General features: G+C 58.8%; 29 protein-coding genes and 1 pseudogene. 16 read left to right on the forward strand and 14 right to left on the reverse strand.

What is annotated here, in order from left to right; genetic code table 11:
- Nucleotides 1-11 precede the first annotated feature (11 nt).
- The 4 genes from QEZ49_RS01470 to QEZ49_RS01485 form a co-directional block, all read right to left on the reverse strand.
- The gene (locus QEZ49_RS01470; protein WP_280383521.1) at nt 12-878 is read right to left on the reverse strand and encodes a hypothetical protein; all 867 of its coding nucleotides are present in this window, start codon (nt 876-878) and stop codon (nt 12-14) included.
- A 36-nt stretch (nt 879-914) separates the two neighbouring features.
- Nucleotides 915-1526, reverse strand: a complete 612-nt coding sequence (locus tag QEZ49_RS01475) for a recombinase family protein (protein ID WP_280383523.1) — start codon at nt 1524-1526, stop codon at nt 915-917.
- 477 nt (nt 1527-2003) lie between these two features.
- Nucleotides 2004-2816, reverse strand: coding sequence for a hypothetical protein (locus QEZ49_RS01480; protein WP_280383525.1), 813 nt, complete (start codon nt 2814-2816; stop codon nt 2004-2006).
- A gap of 78 nt (nt 2817-2894) precedes the next feature.
- Nucleotides 2895-3704 (reverse strand): hypothetical protein, encoded by an 810-nt coding sequence (locus QEZ49_RS01485; protein WP_280383527.1) that lies wholly within the window; start codon nt 3702-3704, stop codon nt 2895-2897.
- 261 nt (nt 3705-3965) lie between these two features.
- Here QEZ49_RS01485 and QEZ49_RS01490 point away from each other — a divergent pair, with 261 nt between their 5' ends.
- Nucleotides 3966-4313: a hypothetical protein gene (locus tag QEZ49_RS01490; protein ID WP_280383528.1), complete on the forward strand. Its 348-nt coding sequence runs from the start codon at nt 3966-3968 to the stop codon at nt 4311-4313.
- 49 nt (nt 4314-4362) lie between these two features.
- Here the strand turns inward: QEZ49_RS01490 and QEZ49_RS01495 are convergent, their stop codons facing one another.
- Nucleotides 4363-5115 (reverse strand): hypothetical protein, encoded by a 753-nt coding sequence (locus QEZ49_RS01495; RefSeq protein WP_280383530.1) that lies wholly within the window; start codon nt 5113-5115, stop codon nt 4363-4365.
- Between the two features lie 40 nt (nt 5116-5155).
- Between QEZ49_RS01495 and QEZ49_RS01500 the strand changes: the two genes are divergently transcribed.
- The 3 genes from QEZ49_RS01500 (at nt 5156) to QEZ49_RS01510 (ending at nt 8634) form a co-directional block, all read left to right on the forward strand.
- Entirely contained in the window at nt 5156-6223 is a 1068-nt protein-coding gene (locus tag QEZ49_RS01500; RefSeq protein WP_280383532.1) for a DUF3800 domain-containing protein, read from the forward strand.
- A 382-nt stretch (nt 6224-6605) separates the two neighbouring features.
- The gene (locus QEZ49_RS01505) at nt 6606-6884 is read left to right on the forward strand and encodes a hypothetical protein (RefSeq protein ID WP_280383534.1); all 279 of its coding nucleotides are present in this window, start codon (nt 6606-6608) and stop codon (nt 6882-6884) included.
- Nucleotides 6877-8634, forward strand: a complete 1758-nt coding sequence (locus QEZ49_RS01510; protein ID WP_280383535.1) for a hypothetical protein — start codon at nt 6877-6879, stop codon at nt 8632-8634. Before QEZ49_RS01505 ends, QEZ49_RS01510 begins: the two co-directional genes overlap by 8 nt.
- A gap of 27 nt (nt 8635-8661) precedes the next feature.
- On the opposite strand, the gene QEZ49_RS01515 is transcribed toward QEZ49_RS01510, so the two are convergent.
- Nucleotides 8662-9315: a hypothetical protein gene (locus QEZ49_RS01515; protein WP_280383537.1), complete on the reverse strand. Its 654-nt coding sequence runs from the start codon at nt 9313-9315 to the stop codon at nt 8662-8664.
- Nucleotides 9316-9348: 33 nt separating this feature from the next.
- Between QEZ49_RS01515 and QEZ49_RS01520 the strand changes: the two genes are divergently transcribed.
- From QEZ49_RS01520 to QEZ49_RS01545, 6 genes and pseudogenes are all read left to right on the forward strand, one after another.
- Nucleotides 9349-9945 carry a hypothetical protein gene (locus QEZ49_RS01520; RefSeq protein WP_280383539.1) on the forward strand — a complete coding sequence of 199 codons (597 nt, stop codon included), beginning with the start codon at nt 9349-9351 and terminating at the stop codon, nt 9943-9945.
- A 107-nt stretch (nt 9946-10052) separates the two neighbouring features.
- Nucleotides 10053-10337, forward strand: a complete 285-nt coding sequence (locus tag QEZ49_RS01525) for a hypothetical protein (RefSeq protein ID WP_280383541.1) — start codon at nt 10053-10055, stop codon at nt 10335-10337.
- A 27-nt stretch (nt 10338-10364) separates the two neighbouring features.
- On the forward strand, nt 10365-10502 hold the full coding sequence (locus QEZ49_RS01530) for a hypothetical protein (RefSeq protein ID WP_280383543.1): 138 nt from the start codon (nt 10365-10367) through the stop codon (nt 10500-10502).
- 62 nt (nt 10503-10564) lie between these two features.
- Nucleotides 10565-11140, forward strand: a pseudogene (locus tag QEZ49_RS01535) (type IV secretory system conjugative DNA transfer family protein); the annotation flags it as partial.
- Between the two features lie 71 nt (nt 11141-11211).
- On the forward strand, nt 11212-12177 hold the full coding sequence (locus tag QEZ49_RS01540) for a type IV secretory system conjugative DNA transfer family protein (protein ID WP_280383544.1): 966 nt from the start codon (nt 11212-11214) through the stop codon (nt 12175-12177).
- Nucleotides 12178-12196: 19 nt separating this feature from the next.
- On the forward strand, nt 12197-12505 hold the full coding sequence (locus QEZ49_RS01545) for a hypothetical protein (protein ID WP_280383546.1): 309 nt from the start codon (nt 12197-12199) through the stop codon (nt 12503-12505).
- A gap of 29 nt (nt 12506-12534) precedes the next feature.
- Here the strand turns inward: QEZ49_RS01545 and QEZ49_RS01550 are convergent, their stop codons facing one another.
- Nucleotides 12535-12723 (reverse strand): hypothetical protein, encoded by a 189-nt coding sequence (locus QEZ49_RS01550; protein ID WP_280383548.1) that lies wholly within the window; start codon nt 12721-12723, stop codon nt 12535-12537.
- A gap of 87 nt (nt 12724-12810) precedes the next feature.
- Between QEZ49_RS01550 and QEZ49_RS01555 the strand changes: the two genes are divergently transcribed.
- A complete protein-coding gene (locus tag QEZ49_RS01555; protein ID WP_280383550.1) occupies nt 12811-13068 on the forward strand; it encodes a hypothetical protein in 258 nt (85 codons plus the stop codon).
- Here the strand turns inward: QEZ49_RS01555 and QEZ49_RS01560 are convergent.
- On the reverse strand, nt 13065-13499 hold the full coding sequence (locus QEZ49_RS01560; RefSeq protein ID WP_280383552.1) for a hypothetical protein: 435 nt from the start codon (nt 13497-13499) through the stop codon (nt 13065-13067). The genes QEZ49_RS01555 and QEZ49_RS01560 overlap by 4 nt on opposite strands.
- 204 nt (nt 13500-13703) lie before the next feature.
- Between QEZ49_RS01560 and QEZ49_RS01565 the strand changes: the two genes are divergently transcribed.
- On the forward strand, nt 13704-14717 hold the full coding sequence (locus tag QEZ49_RS01565) for a hypothetical protein (protein ID WP_280383554.1): 1014 nt from the start codon (nt 13704-13706) through the stop codon (nt 14715-14717).
- 3 nt (nt 14718-14720) lie between these two features.
- On the opposite strand, the gene QEZ49_RS01570 is transcribed toward QEZ49_RS01565, so the two are convergent.
- Nucleotides 14721-15944, reverse strand: coding sequence for a relaxase (locus tag QEZ49_RS01570; RefSeq protein WP_280383555.1), 1224 nt, complete (start codon nt 15942-15944; stop codon nt 14721-14723).
- A 127-nt stretch (nt 15945-16071) separates the two neighbouring features.
- Nucleotides 16072-16254 carry a hypothetical protein gene (locus QEZ49_RS01575; RefSeq protein ID WP_280383556.1) on the reverse strand — a complete coding sequence of 61 codons (183 nt, stop codon included), beginning with the start codon at nt 16252-16254 and terminating at the stop codon, nt 16072-16074.
- A gap of 1193 nt (nt 16255-17447) precedes the next feature.
- On the opposite strand from QEZ49_RS01575, the gene QEZ49_RS01580 reads away from it, so the two are divergent.
- On the forward strand, nt 17448-18050 hold the full coding sequence (locus tag QEZ49_RS01580) for a hypothetical protein (RefSeq protein ID WP_280383558.1): 603 nt from the start codon (nt 17448-17450) through the stop codon (nt 18048-18050).
- A 269-nt stretch (nt 18051-18319) separates the two neighbouring features.
- On the opposite strand, the gene QEZ49_RS01585 is transcribed toward QEZ49_RS01580, so the two are convergent.
- From QEZ49_RS01585 to QEZ49_RS01600, 4 genes are all read right to left on the reverse strand, one after another.
- Complete coding sequence (locus QEZ49_RS01585) at nt 18320-18961, reverse strand: TetR/AcrR family transcriptional regulator (protein WP_280383560.1); 642 nt, start codon at nt 18959-18961, stop codon at nt 18320-18322.
- Between the two features lie 106 nt (nt 18962-19067).
- Complete coding sequence (locus QEZ49_RS01590; RefSeq protein ID WP_348534779.1) at nt 19068-19727, reverse strand: TadE/TadG family type IV pilus assembly protein; 660 nt, start codon at nt 19725-19727, stop codon at nt 19068-19070.
- Nucleotides 19724-20296, reverse strand: coding sequence for a pilus assembly protein (locus QEZ49_RS01595; protein WP_280383564.1), 573 nt, complete (start codon nt 20294-20296; stop codon nt 19724-19726). The genes QEZ49_RS01590 and QEZ49_RS01595 overlap by 4 nt, the downstream gene beginning before the upstream one ends.
- Nucleotides 20297-20474: 178 nt before the next feature.
- Complete coding sequence (locus QEZ49_RS01600; protein ID WP_280383566.1) at nt 20475-20966, reverse strand: pilus assembly protein N-terminal domain-containing protein; 492 nt, start codon at nt 20964-20966, stop codon at nt 20475-20477.
- A gap of 483 nt (nt 20967-21449) precedes the next feature.
- On the opposite strand from QEZ49_RS01600, the gene QEZ49_RS01605 reads away from it, so the two are divergent.
- From QEZ49_RS01605 to cpaB, 3 genes are all read left to right on the forward strand, one after another.
- On the forward strand, nt 21450-21629 hold the full coding sequence (locus QEZ49_RS01605; RefSeq protein ID WP_280383568.1) for a Flp family type IVb pilin: 180 nt from the start codon (nt 21450-21452) through the stop codon (nt 21627-21629).
- 111 nt (nt 21630-21740) lie between these two features.
- Nucleotides 21741-22241, forward strand: a complete 501-nt coding sequence (locus QEZ49_RS01610) for a prepilin peptidase (protein WP_280383569.1) — start codon at nt 21741-21743, stop codon at nt 22239-22241.
- A 179-nt stretch (nt 22242-22420) separates the two neighbouring features.
- Entirely contained in the window at nt 22421-23221 is an 801-nt protein-coding gene (gene cpaB, locus QEZ49_RS01615) for a Flp pilus assembly protein CpaB (RefSeq protein WP_280383571.1), read from the forward strand.
- The last annotated feature ends 49 nt before the right edge of the window (nt 23222-23270 follow it).

Genomic DNA, 23270 nt, shown 5'->3' on the forward strand with positions numbered 1-23270 from the left:
CGGGATTCCTGTTATGCTTTACTTCCCAGCTTGAACTCCCTCCGATACGCGCCGTTGTCCAGATACCGCAAGCGGCAAACGTTCTTCATCTCGATCTCGATCAGGTCTTTATTGTCGTCGATGAGCACGATAGTCGTCTTCGTTCTCATGACAAGCTGGCCTGACAGCGTCACGTCGCAAGTGGTCTGCCCCGTGTAGAGAAGCGCCTCCACCCGTAGCCCGCCGCCGTACTTCGTCCAGCGGAGTATGTCGGCGAAGGCATCGTTATTGAGCCAGAATACAGCCTGCAGCGAGACGAGGATCGGGATGAAGGCGTACGCGCCGAGCTTCTGCTTCACAAGACGGAATGCGATTACGGATAGGACGATGGGAAGAGCGAATTTCAGAAGGCCGTGCAGCACCTGATAGGCGGTGGCTTGATACGTGCCGAACAGTGATGTCAGGAACGTAAGCACATACTGATAGGCCGCGCCGAGCAGAAGCAGAACCCTGCCGGGGAGGGACTCGTACCTGTAATATTTTGCGGCCATGGACAGGAATGCGCCGAGGATCAGCGCACCGATCACGATAAAGAGAATGTCGGGTCGCGCCCCGCGGCCGCTTGGCTTGAGGACGTCGTTTGAAAGGCTGAACATGACGCCCACCAAGAAGATCGCCGCATGGAAGGCGGTCACCCACGCTGCCTGGCCGTAGAGGATGAAGTCGAAGAACTCTAGGCCTTCTCCCGGAAAACGCGCGCCGTAAGCGGAGAGGTAGTTCAGGATGGCGAAATAGCAGAGGCCCGCGACGATTGTCAGGTTCAGGATCGTCGAGATCGAAAGCCCGACGAGAACCTCCCGATTGTCGCGGACGTATTGCCTCACACCGGACAACGCCATGCGGCTTTCCCCCTCTGTTGGGCTTGAGCGCCGATCTCAATGCACCTGTTCAAGTCCCACGCGCTTGAACCCGCGCGTTACGGTGATCTCCGAGACGTTCAACCGCTCGGCCACGACATGGATCGGCGTGCCGAGCTGCGTGACATGGCGATGCCCTTCGAGAACGTCATCGATTGAGAGCAAGCGTGGCCTACCAAGGCGGGAGCCTTTCTTTCTAGCTGCTGCTAATCCTAGCACCGTGTTCTCGCGGATGATGTCGCGCTGGAATTCGGCGAAGGCGGCGAAGAGGTGGTAGACGAGCTTGCCGCCGGGCGTGGTGGTGTTGATGCCTTCGGCCAGCGAGCAGAAATGGATGCCTTCGTTTCCGAAGCGCACGAGCAGGTCGGACAGGTGCTGGACGGAGCGGCCCAGCCGGTCGAGTTTAAGCACGACCAGCGCATCGCCGCGCTTCAATGTTTTGAGGGCCTTATCGAGGCCGGGGCGGCTGGCCTTGCCGCCGGAGACGCCGTGATCCCGGAAGATCTGATCGCATTGCGCGCTTTTGAGTGCGTCGAACTGCATGCGCAGCTTCTGGTCCTGCGTGGAAACCCGCGCGTAGCCTATCCTGCGGCCCGTGACTTCAATGCTAGGGAGGAAGAAGTTCGTCATGACTCCACCTCGACATAATCGATCCTTTTTGACGAGGTGTTGCGGACGCTAGTGCTAGCGCCCCCGATTGGCGGAGTTCCGCCGGTTTCCCAGTGCAGTGCGATCATTCCCGTGCTAGTTTTTCTTCCTTACAATAACGATCGTTTATGTTGAGCAGGAAAAGCCTAGCAATAGCAAGCCTGTGTACCATCGTATGCGCGCAGGCGGTGCACGCCGAAGAGGCTCTAAAAAGTTCAGATTTTCTCACGTGGTCGGCAGAGAATCAGCGCGGGTTTATCTCGACAGCCGCGATAGCCGCCGGTGTAATCGCCAACCTCAACCGCGCAGGCCAGGCGAAGTGCATTGACGATTGGGGGACTAAGTATCGGGAGGGCGGGTACCAGCCAGTCATCGAGGCTATGAAGAAACTTCCAGACTTCCACCCGATGGCTGTAACGCTCACTGTTATCGAGAAGGCGTGCGGTGAGTTCCGCTACACTAAGGCAACTGCGGCATCGCCATAGTCGCTGTTGATCCTTTTGGCTCAACCGTCCCGAGCTGGTGATCGGCAATTAGCCCCGGCGATGATTGCTCAAACTCGTTCTGCTTTTCTTTGGCGCGCGCAGCCAGATCGTCCGCGCGTTCCGCCAGGTCGCTCAGTTCTTCCCGGCTGGCGGGGTTTTCGTCGTCATTGGCTTTGTTGTGCATGTCGCCGACCTCGACGCTCCAGCCGCGCAGTTCGTCCAGATCGCGCACTATGCGCGCCTTACGCTCGGTCAGTACCTCATAAGGCCTGAACGTCGTGATGGGCTGACCCTCAACCTCGGAGGCATCTTCGAGGGTGATCGGCTTGCCCGTCTCATCTTTGTAAGTGCCGTCACCGTCGATCATCACGTAGCGACCATCGCTGAGCCGCGCGGTGGACGTGAGATATCCGTCAATCTGGCGGCGCAGGCTTTCATGCGCCTTCTCCCCGGCTTCAATCGCGCGGTCGATGGCGTTACCCGCGTTCGTGAAGGAGGCCGCGGCCCGCTCGTGGGCTTCGCGGTACGCGCGGTCATTCGCCAGCAGCCAGGTAAGTGTCCGGACATTATGGTCGCGGTCCCGGCGATCACGCTCGGCGTGATCGTCGCGCGCAAGGCCTAGCCTGCCGCGCGGATCGAGATCCTGTTCTCGTCTTTCCCTGGCGTCCTGGATAATTTCTTTGTGCTTGAGTTTGACCAGCGCGGGATCGAGCGGACCGAACAACTGGCCCTTCACCGCTTCAAATGCCTCTGCCAAATCCGGCAGGTTCTCGAACTCTGGCTTCACGTACTCCACACACCCTTGTTTTATGGATATTATACCGCATAAGGAGCAATCGGTCAAAATTCTGCATGCGGGTGCGTGTTACAAGCCGGGAATCAGATACCGACGGATGGGCGGAGGCAGCGCATCTGGATCGCGTTTTTTGACCTCGCCCTGAGGCCTTTCGTGTTCGGCGCGGTGCAAAGCGATGGGCGAGACATGCCGCTTGCGGAGTCGCGCGCCGCCCAGAAGCGAGCCATAGATCGCCTCGATGCGCGATCCGTCCGGGCGATCGCAATCGTCGAAAAGATAAAATCGCGGGTGACGGTGGTTACGCTCTCTCATCAGGATGTAGAGGTTCTTTTCTTCATCCGAGAAGGCGTCGCCTTCGTAGATCAGCGTGTTGTGGCCTCTATGCTTGATCTCGATGGTTTCGACCGCCTTGGCGAAATTCCATTCGCTCACAGGGGCGATGGAAAGATGGCCGACAAGGATGATCTCGGGATCGAGGCTTGAATATTTGTAAGTGTGATACTCGCCCGCAACCTCGCGCAGGAGGGTCGCTGCACCGCTGGCGAACCCATCGAAGAAAAGCGGCAGGATCTTGAGGGTTTTCTCGATGTCCTGCCCCGGCGGGAAGTAGCCGCGCTGCTCAAGAAACTGCGCAATCTGACGGGCGTTGCGGGGGTACGTCACGCCTCTGTCGTCGGGCTGGGGCGCCTGCACGATACGGTCGAGCTGGCTCTTGCTGGTTGCGCAGCCCGCATTCTCCAATTCTGCCAGCAACGATTTCCTGTCGCCCTCGTGCTTGCCCGAGGCCGTCTGGCCCCGCGTATTTGTGTAATCGCGCACAGCCAGCGCCAGCATGAGGCGGTGGCTGTGGTTGTCGGCATTGAAGTCGATTTTCGTCACGGGCGAATTCCCATGGTTTGACGCATTACTCCGAGCATGCAGGCATTCGCGATTCGCGGCGACACTCATTGTGCGAACGCGCGGGAATTTGCGTGCTTAGGTGCGGGAGGCTGACGCCAGTCTGGGCGTACACCCGCGACAAGCTGTGTTGAAGTTCGGATCAGCGCTGCATCTCAAGCAGCCACCCGAATGGAGAACACAAAAACCATGCCCGCAATCGCCGCCCCTGCCTCACCTGAAAGACCCAGAAAGACCGTAATTATGGCCACCGATTTCCAGCTTAGCCGCATTTCTCACGTTTCGCGTCTTGCCATTGCAGCCGTCGCCGAAGGCTTCTCGCGCCGCGAGTGGCCGAACGCCATCGCCGATGCGATCTACGGCTTCGACGGGACGATCAAATATGCCGATGGCTGCAAGTTCGAGCCCACGGATACAGAGGTAGACGACACCTTCAATGATCCGGACTTCCGCTGGATCTCGGACTTCCTAGCCTTTGCGGACGTGCCTCCCCGGCAGCGCCCGCAGCAGCGCACGCTGGCGAGGCTGCGTCTTATCGATCTCTACTTTCGCATCAAGTATCCCGAGCGCGCGCGGCTGATCGCTGAGTGAATTATTGGGCGGGCCTGCTATCAGGCCCGCTGTTCTCTTCGCTGGGGAGCTAGGCACGATGTCTGCTTCTCGTCCTGCGCACAAAATCTCTAACCCATTCCCATTTCAAACGAGGCGCAGACCACTCTGGAAGTGCCGCAAGGTTCTTTTCGATGGCCGAACCAAGCCTCTCGAAATACTCCTGATGTGTTCCAGTAGTGCTGTAATACGGGTGAAAAAGATCGACGACGGTTACGTCAAGATCTTCAGCTACGGGAAGATAGTCGCGCATGCGGCCATTCTTCCATACCTTTTCGGCCTGCTTGGAGAGCTGGATGCGCGGCCATTGCGTCGTTTGTTCTTGCGCATATGCCTGTATGTAAGCGCTGCCGAAGATGTTGGCAGGTTTGCGCCAGACGGGGCCGCGCGAGATTCCGCCACGGATGAGATAGCCCATCGCCAGAAGCCTGTTTGCGATCCGGATCGTCTTGACCATAACCGCTGCGAGATCGCGATCATCGCCAGCATCGTTGAGTGAGCTGATGATGAGGCTATCCGAGATGAATATCCAATCCGGCTTGAGGCGTTCGGATACGTCGGGGTGAGAACGCCCCTTTTCTATCTCCACATGATCATCCAGCATTCGGACAAGGTCGCTCAACGCGGGCCCCCTTGCCGGATCACTCTCGGCGGCATCCACGAGCGCCTTGAACCCAAGGATGTCGAGGAAAGCCACGGTTCCTTCGGAAAACGCGCTTGCTGTCATTGCGGGATACCTGTCTTTCAGTGGACGCAGGATGAATGCTGATCGCGGAATCGGCATATGGCAAGATCACGTTTTCGAATCATGATCACGGCAAGCGATGAAAACGATCTACTGCGATGAATCCGGGTTCACCGGCTACAATCTTCTCGATCCGGCGCAGCCGATCTTCGCAGTTGCCAGCGCCTGCGTTGAAGAGGCGGAGGCACAGAAAATCCTCAAGCAATCCTTCCCGGCCTATCAAGGGGTGGAGTTCAAGTTTGCCAACCTGTGGCGCGGCGGCAATCGAGCGGGCCTTACGCGCTTCGCCGCCGAGATCAAGAAGCTTGAGCAATGCCCGTTTGTCTACTTCATCGAAAAAAGGTTTGCGGTACTGACCAAGGCCATCGATCTGCTGGTGGAGCCAACGATCACCGAGGCAGGATACGACTTTTACGACGCGGGCTTCAATTGGAAGTACTGCAACTATGTGTACTTCGGGCTCACCGAATTCGGCGAGCCTGAGCTTTTGGATGCCATAGTCGCTCACTATCTGGCCTTTAGCCGCAATCCGGGCAAGGAATCGCTTGGAACCCTTCAGTATCTGCTCACGCTGATGGCCAACAGCCTTGAGGAGCCATTGGATATATTCGTTGAGCAGATGGCGACCGGCGCAGAGTTATTCGAAAAATTTCATTCGTTCGATGAATACAAGAAAACGAATGATCTGCAGGCGACCTGTATGCTTGCGGTGGTCGGGCACTGGCGGCAGCGATTCAATGATGATCTGGCGATGATCCATGACGCGTCCTCGAATTTCCTCCGCAGCAAAGATATCTGGGATGTGGTCACGCGTAAGGACGCGCCGGAAGTCAAATTCCAGATGGGCGATGGAACGGTGGTCGAGCTTCCCTTGCGGCTTGCCTCCACCAAAGCCGCCGACTCCAAGGACAGCTATGCCGTGCAGCTATGTGATGTGCTGGCAGGACTGGTTACGAAGCTATACCATCCCCGCTTATCGGACGAAGATGAAACGTTCCTTCGTTCGGTTTCGGAGGCTGGCCTCGATTCTGTATCTTTCAATGGCGTGCGCCCTACGGATGTATTTCCCGACGAAATTCCGCCCAAGAAGCTCGATGGCCCTGATCTCGTAGACCGGATGCGGGCAGCAATGTTTGCGCGGGAATAGACCTCAAAGGCCCGTCCCGCTTGATAAAGCTGATAGAAGTTTATTTGTTCACGGAATAAGTGTACAATTGAAGAAGCTGGAGTTTTTTCCAGCCGGGGTGTCGAAACCCCTCATTGATACACGGTTGGCATCAGCCGTGATTGGTGTGTCTTCCTCACATACTGGCGAAGCGCGCCATGGATGTCGTTTCTCGGTAATCAGACCGGGAGGCGGCAGTGCATGTTCAGGCTCACTGCCTGCGCTCGCGCTTTGGCGCGAACAGGTGCGCGGCTAAAGACTGCCGCACCGTTCCTTGTATCAATGGCGGTTTCGAACTCCCGGTCACCAGAGCCTCGCTCTCGGTGGCCGTTTTGCTTTCAGACGAACGAATAAGGGGGAGTTCATGCGTTCATTCATTGCTATTGCCGCCGCCGTCGCGGCGCTCAGTATCAATCCCGTCATGGCGGAGGAAGGAGCCAAACAGGACGCTGTGCGGATCGAGAAGGATCAGACGGCAAAGGCCTTTATCTTCATTGTAGACGATGAACCTGTGGCGATGCTCGACAAGAGCGGGCTCCGCGTCGTGGAAAGCATCGAATACGGCCATACGCTGACCGATACCGGGCCGGAGTGGATCAAGAAGAAGATCGCCTCTCGCGGGATGGAGGCTGGCGATGATTGAGCGCCTCTATCTCATAGTCTTAGCGTTGCTGGGCCTGGCTATGCCGATCATCGCAGACGCTGCGGAACCCGTGCCAGGCGATAGCTGTACGGCGGGCGAGGAAAACTACTTCCAGCGCACAGCGGGCAACGAGATTCCCACCGGCCATCTTATCGTCTGCAAATCCGGTACGTGGCGCTCGATTCTAAGCTGGGACGCAGCGGCAGCGATCACCAAGATTGGGAACCTGACCTGCACGAACGGGCAAGTACTGAAATTCAACGGCACCACATGGGCCTGCGGTGCGGACAATGCGGGGATGAGCAACCTGCCCGCGCTCACGTCAGCGCGGATCTGGGTTGGGAACGCGTCCAACGCTGCCACCGCCGTTGCGCTATCGGGGGACGCGACGCTTTCCAATGCGGGCGTGCTGACGATCACGAATAACGCCGTCACATCGGCAAAAATCGCGGATGGAACGATCACCGGCGCGGACATTGCCAACAGCACCATCGGGATCGGCAAGCTGGCGGCAACAGGCTCGGCGAGTTCTTCCGTCTTCCTTCGCGGCGACGGCACTTGGGCTTCGCCGCCGACCGGGGCGGACAATCTCGGGAACCATATCGCGACGACAATTCTGCGCAGCGACACGCATAACACCGATGATCTCGGCACGACGGCTATTCGCTGGAAGGACGGGTGGTTCCAAGGGACTGTGACCGCCGGCACCTTTGCAGGTTCTGGTGCTTCGCTGACGGCGTTGAACGCCAACAATTTGACCAGCGGCGCAGTTCCTGCTGCAAGACTCCCCGCCTATACGGGAGATGTCACCAAGGCGGCGGGAGCGACTGTGACGACCATTGCGAATAACGCGGTGACCTCGGCCAAGATTGCCGATGGCGCGGTGGCGCTTGCCGATCTGGCAGCAAACTCCGTGAACTCATCCAAGATCGTCGATGCGTCGATAGTTGCCGCCGATCTGGCGGACAGCGCCGTGGCGACGGCAAAGGTCGCCAACAGTGCGGTAACGAATGTCAAGCTGGCTAACATGGCGGCCACGACGATCAAGGGCAACAACACGGCTGCGGCGGCCGCGCCCCTCGATCTGACGGCCACGCAGGTACGGGCGATGCTGGGCACCGGAACACCGGGATCGGGCAATTTCCTGCGCGGTGACGGGACCTGGGCCGCGCCGAGCACGTCGTTGCCAGCGCTCACATCGATGCGCATCTGGGTGGGCAGCGGCTCGAACGTGGCCACGGCGGTCAATCTGTCTGGCGATGCGACGTTGTCCAATGCAGGCGCGCTTACGATTGCAAACAACGCGATTACCTCGGCCAAGATTGCTGACGGCGCGGTGGCGCTTGCCGATCTGGCAGCGAACTCCGTGAACTCATCCAAGATCGTCGATGGCTCCATTGCAGCGGCCGATCTGGCCAGCAACGCGGTGACGAACGTGAAGATCGCGGATGCGACCATCGTGGCGACGACGAAGCTTTCCGCCACAGGCACGAAGAATGCTTCGACCTTTTTGCGTGGCGATAACACATGGGCCGCACCGCCGGGCGGGGGCGGAATCAGCAATGTAACGACTGTATCAACCAACAACGCAAGCACTACAGCTTATTGCCCCGCCGGGTATTTCAGAACAGGTTGTAGTTCAAGCAGCAGTTGCGGCGAGCCCCAACCCAACGGTGCGGGCTGCATATGTCCCGGTATAAGCGGTTTTGGCGGATGCTCAGGGTCATGCTTTGCGTATTGTGCGCAATAAAAAATCCCGGGCATTATTCTTCGGCAATCAAAAGGCACTTTTGGCACGCGCCGGGGGAGGGCCTATTTTTTTGCCGAGCGAGTTGTTCATCAGATATCGCCTGTAATCCTCGTATAGTCTTGTCTCTGGATGCCCATACGGTCTTGCGCCGGGAACGAGATCGGCCAGCTTATGCAATGGCTCACTGGGACGCAGAGCGCTGAACGCTTCCGTAATCTGTGCCAGCAGCCGTGCATCGACATCCACGTCTCTCAAATCCAGCGCACAGAAGATCTGCACGGCTTTCTCCAGCAGGAGCAAATGTTCCTCCTCGCATGAGGACAGACGCGGGGCGTGGCGCTTGATGTAGTGGCTGAAGCGCCTCGTCTTCTCGATACATGCAATTACTTTGCGTCCCTCTGGCGCGATGCTCTCACCTTGGAACAGGTACGCCCCGGCGTTGGCAAAGCGCGCGTGGTCGCGTTGCGCAGCCAGCGGGAGATGTGCCCTGAGCGTGCGGTATGTGCTGCGAATAGTCTTGCCGCTGACATGCGTGCGCGGCTCAAGCTTTTGGATCGGGATGCCTTCGGCATAGCCGTGCAGGAGGCGCAGGAATTTGTGTTCCGAGAGCTTGGCTCTGGCGACATAGCGATTGCGGGGCGCTGAGGCGCGCCGCGTTTTTTGTTTTTTCAATCCCCTCAATGACCGCGCCTACGTTCAATTCATAGTTGCTTTATGTGCGCTGTTCTTCCCTTCGATTTTGCAGAATACGGATTGAAACCGTTATTGTCGGGGCATGCGCTGATACGAAAATACCTCAACCGATGCGTGTGCAGAAAGAGAGGTGCGCTGCGATCTCGCAAATCGCCAACAACAAAAACAAGAGGAGACTTGAGTATGACTTACTGTGAACGCTGCGGACGCGATGTCTGCAAACCCTGCGCCTTCAAACCCGTCAACGACAACAAGCGAACCGTCATCGTGGCAAGCGATGCGGAACTGCTGCGCCGCTCGCATTTCCAGCGGCTGGCCACGGCCACGCGGGCGCTCGGCATATCGCGGCGCGAGATACCGAACTGGATCGCCGATACGATCTACGGCTTTCGCGGCAAGATCACATGGCAGGATGGTCGGCTGTTCGAGATTGACGATGAAGACATCGATGCCGCCTTCAACGATGACGGCAGCTTTCGCTGGCTCTCGACCTTCATGTATTTCGCCGCGTACGACCCGCGCCAGGCACCGCAGAAACGCATCATCGCCCGCCTGCGCCTGATCGATCTGGCGTTTCGCATCTCAAGCCCCGTGCGCGCCGCGTTCATCGCGAAGTAAAACGGGTCTTTCCCAAATCGCCTGCCGAACCCGCCTAGCTTCAATTCGAAGTCGCCGGATCTGCTCGCAAGGCAGACCGGCGATGAGCGAGGAAGGAAGGCGCATCGATGCAGCATCGTCCCACACATAAAGGCAACGGCCATGACCCCAAGGAGGCCATGGCCGTTGTGCTGGCTCTGGTCGCCACGTTCTTCGGCGGGCCGGAACTCTATCACTTCACCATCGGCACCGTCATCGCGTTCGCGGAAAGCCGCTACGGCGCGGATCTGGCGCCCGTCGCCGTTATCGGCTGGGCGCTCATCGTCGCGGCGTTCAGCTTTTACGCCGCGCGCATCACCTTCGACATCGCTTTGGTCAGCGCGATCATGGCGGTGGCGATGAGACTTTTCTGAAGAGCAACCCCTGAAAGGAGAACTGATATGGCACAAGCACCCAAGGGCTACGATCGCGTCGGAGGCGGAACGTACGACGTCTACAAGAAGAAGCCCACGACCGATTGGGTCGGTGTGATCGGCTGCATCGCCTTCGTCGCGTTCATCATCGCCGCGATCTTCTAGGACGCACAAAGGGGCCGCGGTCATTCGCGGCCCCTTTTTTATTCCCCTCAAGGACAGACGCTATGAATGCCCCGGACTTCAACGAGCACTTCCGCTTCGGCAGCGCAGGCTGGGCCGATGACTACCAGATGCACGCGGCGGGGCTGTTAGCGGAGCGGGGGCTTCCTATCGGCTTTCTGGGCCATCGCAAGCTGCGGCTGGAGGGCGATGCGCCGCTTATCACCTTCGGCGGCGCGGGCACCGGCAAGCTCACCACAGTAATCGGCCATATCATGTGCACGGCGCAAGACCGCTCGATGATCGTGCTCGATCCGCGCGGTGAGATCGCAGCCACGTTCGCGCCTGCGCTTATGCATCACGGCTTCAAGGTTCATCGCTGGAACCCGTATGGCCTGCATGGCCTCACGCAGGATCGCTGCAATCCGCTGGCGGTGATCGATCCCGGCAGCGCCAAGTTTCATGCCGACTGCAAGCTGGCGGCGCAGGCCCTGGTGAGCGTCACCAGCAAATCAGACGGCAAGTATTTCGAACAACGCGGCAGCGGCTGGGTCGAGGCGCTGATCAAGTTCAGTGCTGAAGCGGCAGGGCGCACGAGCCTGCCCGCGCTGATGCGCATCGTGAACCTGATTGAATCCGGCGGCGCACAGTGGCCGGATATCGTCGAAGCTATGACGCAATCCGCTTTCGAAGACGCCGCACGGCAGGCGAGATGCTCGCCAAGCAGCAGGACAGCCCGCGCGAGTTCGGATCCATCATGGGCGAGATTTACGCGAGCCTGTCGTTCCTTGACGATCCGGCGCTGCGCGCCTCGGTGGAGGACTCGGATTTCTCATTGGAAGAGGTTTGCGCCTCCGGGCGGCCCAGCGTCGTCTTCCTGATGATCCCGGCGGAATATCTGCGCCAGTGTGCACCAGCCTTGCGGCTCTTTCTGACTTCGGTGATGCTTTACAAGACGCGGCAACCCGGCTCCAAGCGCCTCTTGATGATCATCGATGAGGCGGCGCAGTTGGGCGCGTTCCCGACCCTTCAGCTGCTTTACACCTATGGGCGCGGCATCGGCATCCAGACATGGACGTTCTGGCAGGATGTCGGGCAGATCGTGCATAACTTCGGTCCGAGCGGCGTCGATACGTTTCTGGGTTCATCGCAGATGCGCCAGTTCCTCGGCGCGCGCGATCTTCAAACCGCGCGGCTGATCTCAAGCATGCTCGGCACGGAGACGCTGGAATACGACGATACGCGCCAGCAGGAAGAGGCGCAGCGCCAGAAGCGCATGGCCATGCAGCGCGCGCTCGCGGGCGAAGACCTGATGACGGCGGCCATGGAGGCCGCGCACTTTTCCAAAGCTTCCCAGATGCGCAGCAAGCAACAGCGCAAGCTGATGACCGAGGATGAAGTGCTGGGCCTTGGCGGCGATCAGCACATCCTCTTCATCTCCGGGCGTGAGCCGCTGGCCATGCGTGCGGATCGGTATCCCTATTTCACGCGGCGGGAGTTTGCAGGCCTGTATCTGCCCAATCCCTTCCATCCTCCATACGATCGCGTGCAGGTCGCCGGGCGCTTCGGCAGCAAATGGCTGCGCATCATGCGCGAGCCTGCGCCGAAGGAATTTGAGTCTTTCGCCCAATATCGGAATGGAGATTGGGCATATGTGGAAGGCTACAGACCAACCTGACACATAAGGAGATCAGACCATGAGTAACGACCACGACAGCAAGCGACCCAGCCACATCGCCTATCAGGTGCGGGAAGGGGACGACAACAAGTCCTACTTCAACCGCATCGGGGCCGTGTGGCAGCACAAGGACGGCGAGGGCTTCAACATCCAGCTCGATTCCGTCCCCGTCGACGGCAAGGTGACCGTGCGTTCCGTGCAGGACCGCATCCAGGAAGCCAAGGACAACGCGCGCGATGCCCGGGAGGGCGAGCGGCGTGACGACAAGCGCGCTTCCAACAGAGAGGATCGCCGTGACCGTGACAGCGCTCCCCGTTACGAGCGGTGAGTAAGGAGTTCGGTCGCGCCGCTTCCGGTCTAGTCACCAAAGCAGAACGCGACCAGCGTATCGCAGCCCGGCCCAAGCCTCGGGCCGAGCTGCACCTCACCCCGAACGGCTGGGAAGCCACGGAAGTAAAGCGGCAGATCGATCAAAATTCCGAACGCCGCATCCGCCATATCGACGAGTGCCTGAAAGAAGCGCGCGAGAACTTCAAAACCGGCCATGCCCGCGCCCTGCAGCGCGGACGCGCCAAACAGGACTTCGACCGGGGACGGTGAGAGCGCCCCGGCTTTCCCTCAAAGATCACACCCATGACAATCTTCAAAAAACTCGATGCCATTCGGGAGCACCTGCGCCTTCAGCCGGAAGCGCCGCGCGGAACGCCAGCTCCGCTACGCGCAGTGCCCGCACCCGATACCGGCAAGCGCGTGCAGAAAAACCTCTCCATTCTCGAACGGGACGCCGAACGCCTTGTAGCTCTTGCGAAACGCGATGGCGTCAGTCAGGCGCGGCTGCTCTCAGTGGCCCTGGATGCGTATGAGCAATCCCATGCGGATGAAGCTGTCTAATAGAAGAACCCCGCGTCATCATCCTCATAGCCTTGGATGCCGCGCCGTACACACCAGAACTCGTGCTTGATGAACCATGCATGGGCCTTGCGGCGGCTGATTCCAAACAACTTTGCGAAGTTCTCAAATTCCGAATGGCATCGGATCTGTGGCTCCATGCCAAATCGGCGGGCTGCATCCTGCCTGATGACGGCCATGACATTGGGAGGCAGAATATCTGTGTCCGTGAGGCCCAGAACCTCCTCATAGTAGCGATAAGCGGTCACCACAGGAGGCATGCTGGCCAGCGAAATCCCGAAAACCTTCCGTTCTTCCGGCGTGATCTGATACCAGTCGGAACCTTCGTATTTGACGGGCCGCCGGATATCACGGCGAAAGGCATCTTGCAGCGCTGCCCATGCCCGTTCCGTGGTGATGTTACCCGATATCATCGCCGATTCCTTTCCCGCGTCATGTCTGCCAAGTCGCTCGGACTATCCCTCAGGGTGGCCATCGGGGCGGGGGAAAGTTTCAAGGATGCGTTGGCGTTCCCCCAACGCAGGCCGTCGCGCATGTTCCATTGTCCTCCTTTGATTGGAGGCGATATGCCTGTGCGGCACGCTATTTTTATTATGGGCATTTGCGCAGCAATTGTTATGTGCGCTGTGTCGGCGGCGATGAACTGGCTGTTCCTGTCATCGCTGGGCGAGACTCCGCTGGAGGCGCATGTTCTCGGCGCAGCGTCAGCCGCCGCTGACATTCTCAAAGCGCTGCTGCCGTTCTTCATTGCGTGGAGGTGGCGCGAGAAGGGATACGTGGCTGTAATCCTCGGCTCGCTTGCATTTGCGTTCTTCGCAGGATTTTCGCTTCTCAGCGCCATCGGCTTTGCCGCTCAGACGCGCGGCGCGCTGGTCGATTCGCGCGACGGTGCTTCGCAGGAATATGCGCGTATGCAAAGCGCGATGGCCGAGGCCAATGTCCGGCGCAAGGCTTTGCCCGCTCATCGCTCCGCTGCCATTGTTTCCGAAGAAATCGAACGACACAGGCAGAATCGGCGCTGGAGCGCCACCAAGGGCTGCGTCAACGCCACCGAGCTGCAAAGCCGCGAATTCTGCGCAGCATATTTCGCTCTGCGCGCGGAACTGGCTACGGCGAAGGAAGAAGATCGGCTGGTCGGGCAGATCGCTGTCCTTCAGGAAGAAAGCGCCAAGCTGCGCGGAAGAGGCGCGGGGCAGGATAGCGATCCGCAAGTCACGCTTTTGAGCCGCATCTTCGGCCTTGGCGAAGAGAGTGTTCGCCTGTCGCTTATCATCGCCGTGGCTCTGCTGGTGGAGATTGGCGCATCGCTCGGCCTGTTTTTAGCCAGCGGGCACGGTGGTTCCGAGGAAGCGGACGAACAAGCGCAGCCTCCCACATCTTCGCCGGAGCCGGGACCGATTGAGGATTTCTGCTTGGAGGCACTAGTTTCTGCGCCGCGCAGCCGCATAAGCGATGATGAGCTTCTGGCATTATATCAGGGTTGGTGTGCGGCCAAGTCTCTCGCGCCGATGGAGTCGGAAGAATTCTTGTCCGCGTTTGCGGTACTCGCCAGCGTCCTCGCCCTCCCGCGCAAGGCCGGACTTTATTACGGCATCGCTGCCTTCGAACCGGAACGCCGCGCGGCAGCGTAAATCCTAACGCTCTCTGCCGAAATCCCGGCTCCGCCCTTGTTTCGGACTGCGCTCACCGTTCCGCAATCTTTCGAGACGCTGTTCCATGGTCGGTGGCACCGGGCGTGAGGGTGTAGGTGTGACTGCTTGCGCTTCCTTTGCCAATTGGCGCGCGGCCGCCCGGTCGGTGCGCAGGTCTTTGACAAGCGCCGCGTGACGCTCGCGCGCAGCCTTGATCTCGGCTTGCAGGGCCTGACGGTCATTCATCTGGGCAAAGATCAGGCGCTGGCGCTGCTCCCGGTCACGGGCCAGCGCCGCATAAGCATTGCGCTCGTTTTCCTTGCGGATTTCGGCGTGTCTGCCGCTGAGGCGATCCCAGATACCGCGCGCACCGCTGCGAAAATGGCTTTGCCGTTCGGCGGTTTCCACCAGCCAGCGATCTTGCTGGCTGGCTTTAAGCCGGGCGCGCTCTTGCTGCTGCGCCTGAACCATTGCCTGCCGCCGAGATTCCAGCGGCGTAAGATCGCGGCGCTTCCGTTCGTCTGCCTCGCGCATATGACGTTTGAAGGTCGCCGTTAAATCCTTGACGATCTGCGCCTTGGCCTCGTTCACATCCGGCAGGGTTTCGGGATCGCCCAGACGCGCGCGCACCTCCTTGGCTTTCTTGCCCACCATGCGGGCAACGGAGAACACCTCGCCCTCCGGCGACAAAACCACGTGGCCGCGCCGATCCCCCGCCGCCAGCGTAAAGCCGCGCGCTTTCAGCGCCTGCGCAAAGCCGGCATGGGAGTCGGAAGCCGCCCAGCACTCCTGCATCATGGCTTTGAGATCGCGGGCATCGCGCCCCATGCGCTTGGCCTGCTGCCATTCCGCCAGAGAGAAATTGCGCGGATCGGCCTCGCGGCTGTTCATCAGACCGCGCGGCATCTTCCAGTCATTTTCCAGATATAGCTCGCGCGAGATGTCCCGCAGCTTGAGCTTGAAGTGGGAAAGAGTGCGCGCTGTCATGGTTTCGGCGTCGATACGGCTCCAGACGGCATGAGCGTGCCTGCGACCTTCCTTCTCATGGAATATGACGATGCGCGGCTGGCTCGTGAGGTTGTTGCGTTTCTCGACCCGCTGGATCGCATCCTCGAAGGTTTCGAGTGCTACACGCTCGTTCGCTGGTGGGCTGAGGGAAACCGAGAACAGGAACTGCCTGCATTTGGTGCCCCGGCTTGTCGCATGGGCTTCTTTCAGCGCGCCCACAACATCATTCGAGGCAAAGCCCCGGATTTCGTGCACCTCTACGTGCTCGTTGTCGCGTGTATTCAGGAGATGAAGCGCAAGCTGCTTTCCGCCGCCGCGCTGCGAAGCCTTAAGGATCATCCGGGCCTTACCTTTCCCGGACGCCGAGGCCCTTCATGAGCAGGGTTTTGATCGCGGCAAGCTGGTGCCGGATATCTTCAAGCGGGCGTTCATCTTCCGGCAACGTGCCCGCCAGCTCCGCCGTGCGGGCTTGATCCCGCAAGGTCGTGGCGATCTGACCAAGCTGCAAAAGCGCCCTAGCCAGCGCCACATCGTCTTTCGAGGGCTGTCGCGGCTGCCTTGGAAGGGGAGAATTGTCATTGGCAGGGAACAGCGCTGCCCGGAGATAAACCCCAATCCCCTGCCCCGCCGCCCGGCGCGCAAGCTCCGCCCGCTGCTCAGGCGAACAACGCAGCGCGACCACGCAAGTGGATGGTGCTTTTGGCTTTGGCATGATGCCACAATGCCATGCGTATAAGGAAAGGCTGGGCGGAAGAGAGGTTCGCGCCGAGCTGGACTTGCGCCAGCGGTCCAATCAAAAGGCGCCGGAATATCACTACGGCTCAGGAAGAATGGCCACGTTCCCGGACTTTAACATCCTTGTGAACTCAGCTAGTTCATCGGCCAAAGTGTTCAAATCTAGTCCCGCCAGGCCCGCCATTTTGGCATAAGACCGCAAGCGCCGATTATTCTGCACGGCGGCGATATTGTCTGCGATTGCCGCATCTCGCCGGATAGATGTCGAGCCGTCGATTTTTTGATCGGTCAGTCCGCGCGTGTTTTTAGCGCCTGACACCCAAACATTAGCAATCAAGGCCAGAGACGAACCCGATCCCACGTTCTGCAATCTGCGGAGCGCGTGAAGCGCAGACGCTTGTGGTTCCGGTCGTTTGCGCCTCTTGCCAGAACTCAACAACGGTCGGCGCTACCGCGTAGAGCTGCCATCCGGCAGCGACATGATCAGGGTTGGCGGTCAGCAGTGCCTCCGCTTCGGCCAGTTTCCTGTCCAGCTCGGCCGGGTCTGAAAGCACTGCACTCTGTCGCGATGCGAGTGCGCTGGCTCGAGAGCTTTGCGGGCGCTCAAGATAATCGGCAGCGCATTTCATCGGCGGGAAGCAGAGCGGCGGGTCCACGCAGCCTGACTTGCCGACCAAGCGCCGGCCAATAAAAGGTCAGCGCGATATTGGTTCCTTTGAGATCTGCCGTCATCTCCGGCAGCGGCGCCTTGAGCGACGGAATGCGACGGAGCCGTTTCCATGGTCTCGACGGGTTCCTTTCACCGATAGAGGCCGCTAGGCGTGGGGCTGTTAACTCGCGGTAGACGGCGCAGGCTCGACGCCGCACCGGGCTAGGAAAGTGTATGTTGGATGATTGCCAGCGGTCGCTTTAGGCGGGGCTATGCAGTAGATGTAGTTCTCGGTTCCCGCATGATCCCCAATTCGATTTTTCTGCCTGATGTCGAGAATGTTCAGCTTCAAACCTACGGTTCGCCGTCTCGTGGCGTCACTTGTTGCGGTTATTGCAGCGCTGTCGCTGGTTTCCGATAAGGCCGCCGCGGTCGCCGATGAAGACTACTTCATCGACATTTATCTGGCTGCTCAAGCTGCGGCATCCGCCAAGCGAAGCACGGACCTGATCATTGAGCGCGGTGTGCCGCCCGACGTTGCCTCCGAGCTGTATCGCAAGGCACAGGTCTGTTACGGCAAAGTTCTGTTCAAGCATGTGACCCGGCCCGAGGTCACCTATCTGCGCACCCACAACGATGGCATACGGCTGCGCGCGGGTTCCGGCAGCATCACTCCTGATATTCAGGGCATCATCGGGCGAAGCGCCGACCTGGCCGACGCGCGCGAGCGGGCGAGATGCCTGTGGTACGAGGCTGATATGCAGCTTGCACTGGGTGACAAAGGTTTGAACCCCGCGGTGCGGGATTTCAAATGTCGCCATGTCAGGGACGCTGACTTCGTGTGCACTTACTGGGTCGACAGTGCGCAAACCAAAGCTCCGCGGGAAGAGCGCGAAGTTCTCTACCGGTGGGATGATGGTTGGAGCGCGGTTCAACGCTAGGCGTGATGCGTCGGGCCAGTATCGGTCCGAAGGCTGTGAACCATTGATCGCAACAAATGGTTGGAGTGGCGCCGTGCTTCGTGAAAAGAGATCACGACTCTAGCGCTCGTTGCGTTTTGTGATCGAGACGCGCGAGAGTTTCTGCCGATTGCTTGTTGAAGCGGTGATCGTAAATCGCTACCTGCGCGGAGGTAAGGCCCGTAGTTGTTCAACCGCAGGACGAGCTGCTGATGCCGCCAAGCAGCATTGGCAGGAGGCGTGCGCACGGATCAGCGCTTTTCCTTCTCAGGAGCGATGCGACCGCTGTGGCGAGCCGACGACTGCAGGCCAGCCAGATAGGTCATGACCAGATCGTCGATCAAAACCTGTCCGGAATGATTTGTAATCGTCGCCAGTTTGTTCGCGGTGGACAGTGAAGTCAGTCCATGAATGCCGGCCCAGATCGTGCGGGCGTGCCGCCGTCTGGCCTCCGGGGAAGCGTCTGCAAGTATCGGATCCAGGACTTCCTCAAACGGCTGAAGCAAGCTGCTGATCTTGTCCTCGTACCAATCCGGCACCGGGTGATCACCGGGGATCCGATGTTCAATCAGCAGGCTCCATCGCTTTGGATGGTTTTGAGTAAACTCGAAATAGGTCGCTGCCAGCAGGGGCAGTTGCTCGTGCGCGGGTGCGTTTGTGATCGCTTCAAGCAACTGTTGGCGCAGATCATCAAGCAGACGAGCCTCGATGATAAGCAACAGATCATCGAGGTTCTCGAACATATTATACAGCGTGCCGGGCGAGTAGCCGATGTGCTTGGCAATCTCACGGGCGGAGAGGCCGTCAATGCCAACCTCATCAATAATGGATGTGGTCGCAGCAATGATCAGCTCGCGCAGCTCTTCCTGAGTATGTATCGACCGGCGGCCCATGCTTGCATCACAAATAAAGTCATTCGTTTACTGACTAAGTAGCAGACTAATTTGGGTGACGGTAGAGAATTAAGCAGTCTCTCAATAACTAAAAAGGGGCGTGCCCTTAGCACGGGCTGATGCAGTTTTCGCCCTTCACATAATCGACGCAGCTGTTGCGCGGATTGTAGAACGACTTTTCTGTGAATTTGGCCAGTGAGCCAAAGCCCGGGACGAAATCACCAAACAGCGGTTTGAACTTATACTCCGCTTGCACAACGATAACGCTGCCGCCCTTGGGGACAAGCCCCGTCGGTAGTGTGTAGCTTGAGCATTTCGCCGGGACGGTTATGCCGCCCGCGCCGTAAGAATAACTCCAGGTCACCTTCGTGTCGGCTGCGTTATTGGGTGATGCCTGCACAGAAGCGATGACGACCTGCAGCTCTTTTTCGTTCGCGTCGTATGGCGCCATGATATGAGCGATGGCTTTCATCGCGCCCTTAAGATTCGATGTGGCAGCGCTTTCGGTTGCGCCGATCGATTCCTGGCGTGCAATGGCATCACCGACACTCGAGACAGCCGTTGAAAAATGGCGGTCCATATCGATGGCGCGCGAGGCTTCCACGACGCCGAGCAACAGCAGCATCAGAATGGGTAGGATCAACGCAAATTCGATGCCCGCAACACCGCGATCATCGCGTTGCAGGGCCCGGGTAAAGCCAGCAATCCACGTGCTCGCAACATTCGAAGAATGCATCGTCTGGCCTCGGTACAGCAGGTGTTTCATTTGTAAGGTTCGCTGCGGAACGCTGTGGCCGCCTGCAAGATTGCGGCGCCGCTGCCGTCAGATTTGTTGCCCAGCTTCAAAAACGGGAAGCTTTTGGCCATGTCCCATTGATAGCAAACCGTAACGACAGCAACTTTTTCCTCCTCGCCGGCGTGTTTGCTGAGCAGGTCGTCGCCGTTGCCGGTTGACGCGCTCATCTTGCCGTCGACGACGCACGGGGCAAGATTCAATCCGGACCAATCGTCCTCAGTCTGGACCAGGATCGATAGCTTCTTGCAGTCGATGGCAGCATTCATGCTGTCGCAAACGGCCTGACGGAAGCTGGTGATATTCATCTTGGCTTCGTTGGACTGACCGGTGCGGATGATGCGCGCTGCGGTCTCGACGCCACTCTGAAGCGATGAATTGACCAGGAAGAACATGCCCAGTCCGACGATCCCGAGGACGAAGAAGATAAGCGCTCCACCAATCACCGCGAACTCAATGGCCGTAGAGCCGCTTTCGTTGCTGCGAAAGTTGCTCAGCTGGCTGACGGTGTGTGGGGAGCTCGACCGGAAACGCATCCGCATGGCTATCGTGTTCTCGCGCTAGATACTTAGCGCGTGACCGTAGGGATGGGTCCGTGAAGGATGTATTACTTCTCGGCTAATTTGAAGCAAACCGGTAAGCGGATCGTTAACCGCTTCATGCGCGGCTTGATTGCTGCGCTGGCATAGTGGCGCCGCGCACTTCAGTCGCGAGCTGCGGCTATTCGTTCTGAGTGGGCGTATTGGGGTTCGAAGTCGTTCTTTTCGCCTGCACGGCCTTGGTCAGTGCATCGAAGCTCGTGATGTCATCGCCAACGATGATGGCCGGTGAGCAGTTCGGCGCACAAGTGTAGGTCTGGCGCTTCTCTCCCCGATAGACAACGACTGTGCGTCGATCGTCCTGATCGACCACGACGCGCTGATCCTGAATCACATTCCGGTCTGCATCGAGCGCGATGATGTTGGTGATGCCAAACGCCTTGCCGGTCACCACCAGCAGGTTGCCGCCCTGTACGCTGACGTCGGCGATCGACGGATTACCGATGATGACTTCGGAAACCGGACGCGGCAGCCGCAAGAGTTGTGACTGGTCGTAACGCACCATGAGATCGGCTGCGGTGGCATCGTTTGAGCTTATGCAGCCCGCGCCCACAACGGTGGCGGCTGCAACTATATAATGAGCGGCGTGCGCGGTACGGAAAAAGCGGGTCATTGCGACGAGTTCCATGTTCTTCGTCGGCGATTACCTCAGGAAATGGTGAAGAAAGGGAAAACCGGCGTTTGGAAAAAGCGTTGGTGCCTTCTGAGGGTGATTTCGGCCCCTGCATAGGCGTGATCTAGTGAACGCCAAGGAGTATCTTTCCAAAGTATAGTTGTGCTTATTCAAGTATAGATGTTTGAGTGTCTCCGGGTTTTGTGGCGTAAAAATGCCAAGCTTAACTGGATAATCTGCGCTCTAGGCGCTGAACGCCTTCGCCGTGACTCAAGATGTTTTTGATGTTTTCTATTGATGCCGGTTTTTATTAAATTGCCACTGTTTAAATAACGCTTTATTAGGAGATATTTACGTTCAAATTAGTGCGATTTACTTAGGTTTAAGAGATGGGGGAGCATACCAGCATCAGTTCAGCGCACGGTGCAAAACATCGGCTTTGAACTTCGCATGATGCGATCAAAAAAACTGGGAGATGCTGTCATGAAGAATTTTGTTTCGCGTTTCGCTCAGGACGAATCTGGCGCAACCGCCATTGAGTACGGCCTGCTGGCTGCTCTGATCGGCGTTGCCATCGTCGTTGGCGCAGGTCTCGTTGGTACGAACCTCAACCAGATGCTGACCGACATCTCGGCCAAGCTCAAGGTTGGCACGGGCGGCTAATGATCGTCTGATCGCCTAGTAAATTCGGTCGTCCGGCAAGTCTGCCGGGCGACCGTACTTTTCTCTGCCCTTGTTTAGATGTTCGTCCGCTACGCTGGGATTGGGAAGCCGATGTCGCTCGAAGTGCTCTCGCTCTTCTTTCCGTTCGCGATGCTCTATGCGGCGGCGATGGACGTCTTCACAATGCGCATCCGCAACTATGTCTCTATAGCTATTGCGGCGGCGTTTCCGGTGGTTGCGCTGATCGCTGGCCTGCCGGCTCACCAGGTGCTTATGCATTTCGGCATTGGTGCTGCCGTTATGCTTCTGACCATGGCGCTGTTTGCCTTCAATCTGATGGGCGGTGGCGACGCCAAACTCATCCCCGCAGCGGCGGTCTGGATGGGGTATGAGCAGATCCTTCCCTTCCTTGTTTATATGACGCTGTTCGGCGGAGCATTGTCGCTGTTCGTCGTGTTTTATCGCAGTTTTCCGGCCGCTGCTTTGCCATTGCCGCAGTGGGCGTTGCGGCTACATCAGCCTGGATATGCCATTCCCTATGGCGTTGCGATCGCTGCCGGGGCCCTCATCGCTTACCCGCTGACCACAGTGGCCATGGCGCTTGCAAACTGAGCCTGCGGGCCCCGCGCGACTGTCCACTCGGCGCCGATTGCGCGCCTGAACAGCGTGAAAAATTCAGCCCTTTGACCAGAGAACCGGCCCCAATTTGTAACGCCGGTTAACCTTGCGTTGACGTTTGTCCTGCACTTTGAGGATGTCACCAATTCGGCCGGTCGAAAGGACCACTGGCTGTGAAACGCGCACAATTGATCGGCATTACAGTAGCGGCAGGAGCGGGTCTCCTTGCGTTCATGCTTATGCGTTCGGTTGTGAACACGCCGACGGCAGAGCCGACCCAGATTGCCGTGCCGGTCAACGCAACCGAAGTGCTGGTTGCAGCGCGCAACATTCCAGTCGGTGAAGTGACCAAACGGGCCGACTTCCGCTGGCAGACTTGGCCTGCCGACGCCGTTACGCCGTCGTTCATCAGCCAGGACAATAGCGAAGGCATGAAGCTGGTCGAGGGCGCTATCGCGCGCGCACCGCTTCTCGAAGGCGAGCCGGTCACGAAGCAAAAGGTGATCAAGCCGGGCGATGGCGGCGTGCTGGCGGCAATTCTGCCGCAAGGCATGCGCGCGATCTCCACCAAGATTCGGGAAGAGACGGCCGTCGGCCGCCTCATTCTGCCGAACGATCGTGTCGACGTGATCCTCACACGCCGTGAGCGTATGCCGAACGGTCGCGAAGAGCACGTGTCCGATACGCTCTTCTACAATGTGCGGGTGCTGGCCATCGGTCAGGATCTCGCCAGTAAAGAAGGCGCGAAGACCGCAGAGAGTGGCGCCAACACTGCCACTCTTGAGCTGACGCCCGGCCAGGCCGAGCAGTTGGCGCGGGCAAATTCTATGGGCGAAATCAGCCTTTCTCTGCGTAGCGTTGCCGATGGCGATCCCCGTGGCAAGGGACCGACAGCGGCGGTCAACGATCAGCGTGGCAACACCGTCCGTGTGCTGCGCTATGGCGTTCCGACGCGCGAGTACGGCGTCAACTGAGTTGCGTCATTCAGTTTCTGTCTGAGTTGCGTCATTCAGTTTTCGGCTG

The organism is Hyphomicrobium sp. D-2, assembly GCF_029872155.1.
Taxonomy (GTDB): Bacteria; Pseudomonadota; Alphaproteobacteria; order Rhizobiales; family Hyphomicrobiaceae; genus Hyphomicrobium_A.

Bases quoted from the DNA above. Each gene is read 5' to 3' on its own strand.
- QEZ49_RS01590 (WP_348534779.1), bottom strand. From the start codon at position 19,727: ATGAAACACCTGCTGTACCGAGGCCAGACGATGCATTCTTCGAATGTT.
- QEZ49_RS01560 (WP_280383552.1), bottom strand. From the start codon at position 13,499: ATGATATCGGGTAACATCACCACGGAACGGGCATGGGCAGCGCTGCAA.
- QEZ49_RS01490 (WP_280383528.1), top strand. From the start codon at position 3,966: ATGGCCACCGATTTCCAGCTTAGCCGCATTTCTCACGTTTCGCGTCTT.
- QEZ49_RS01495 (WP_280383530.1), bottom strand. From the start codon at position 5,115: ATGCCGATTCCGCGATCAGCATTCATCCTGCGTCCACTGAAAGACAGG.
- QEZ49_RS01540 (WP_280383544.1), top strand. From the start codon at position 11,212: ATGCTCGCCAAGCAGCAGGACAGCCCGCGCGAGTTCGGATCCATCATG.
- QEZ49_RS01475 (WP_280383523.1), bottom strand. From the start codon at position 1,526: ATGACGAACTTCTTCCTCCCTAGCATTGAAGTCACGGGCCGCAGGATA.
- QEZ49_RS01580 (WP_280383558.1), top strand. From the start codon at position 17,448: ATGTTCAGCTTCAAACCTACGGTTCGCCGTCTCGTGGCGTCACTTGTT.
- QEZ49_RS01505 (WP_280383534.1), top strand. From the start codon at position 6,606: ATGCGTTCATTCATTGCTATTGCCGCCGCCGTCGCGGCGCTCAGTATC.
- QEZ49_RS01510 (WP_280383535.1), top strand. From the start codon at position 6,877: ATGATTGAGCGCCTCTATCTCATAGTCTTAGCGTTGCTGGGCCTGGCT.
- QEZ49_RS01470 (WP_280383521.1), bottom strand. From the start codon at position 878: ATGGCGTTGTCCGGTGTGAGGCAATACGTCCGCGACAATCGGGAGGTT.
- QEZ49_RS01585 (WP_280383560.1), bottom strand. From the start codon at position 18,961: ATGGGCCGCCGGTCGATACATACTCAGGAAGAGCTGCGCGAGCTGATC.
- QEZ49_RS01500 (WP_280383532.1), top strand. From the start codon at position 5,156: ATGAAAACGATCTACTGCGATGAATCCGGGTTCACCGGCTACAATCTT.
- QEZ49_RS01610 (WP_280383569.1), top strand. From the start codon at position 21,741: ATGTCGCTCGAAGTGCTCTCGCTCTTCTTTCCGTTCGCGATGCTCTAT.
- QEZ49_RS01525 (WP_280383541.1), top strand. From the start codon at position 10,053: ATGCAGCATCGTCCCACACATAAAGGCAACGGCCATGACCCCAAGGAG.
- QEZ49_RS01550 (WP_280383548.1), bottom strand. From the start codon at position 12,723: ATGGCCGGTTTTGAAGTTCTCGCGCGCTTCTTTCAGGCACTCGTCGAT.
- QEZ49_RS01530 (WP_280383543.1), top strand. From the start codon at position 10,365: ATGGCACAAGCACCCAAGGGCTACGATCGCGTCGGAGGCGGAACGTAC.
- QEZ49_RS01600 (WP_280383566.1), bottom strand. From the start codon at position 20,966: ATGACCCGCTTTTTCCGTACCGCGCACGCCGCTCATTATATAGTTGCA.
- QEZ49_RS01605 (WP_280383568.1), top strand. From the start codon at position 21,450: ATGAAGAATTTTGTTTCGCGTTTCGCTCAGGACGAATCTGGCGCAACC.
- QEZ49_RS01520 (WP_280383539.1), top strand. From the start codon at position 9,349: ATGTGCGCTGTTCTTCCCTTCGATTTTGCAGAATACGGATTGAAACCG.
- QEZ49_RS01545 (WP_280383546.1), top strand. From the start codon at position 12,197: ATGAGTAACGACCACGACAGCAAGCGACCCAGCCACATCGCCTATCAG.
- QEZ49_RS01565 (WP_280383554.1), top strand. From the start codon at position 13,704: ATGTGCGCTGTGTCGGCGGCGATGAACTGGCTGTTCCTGTCATCGCTG.
- QEZ49_RS01555 (WP_280383550.1), top strand. From the start codon at position 12,811: ATGACAATCTTCAAAAAACTCGATGCCATTCGGGAGCACCTGCGCCTT.
- QEZ49_RS01595 (WP_280383564.1), bottom strand. From the start codon at position 20,296: ATGCGGATGCGTTTCCGGTCGAGCTCCCCACACACCGTCAGCCAGCTG.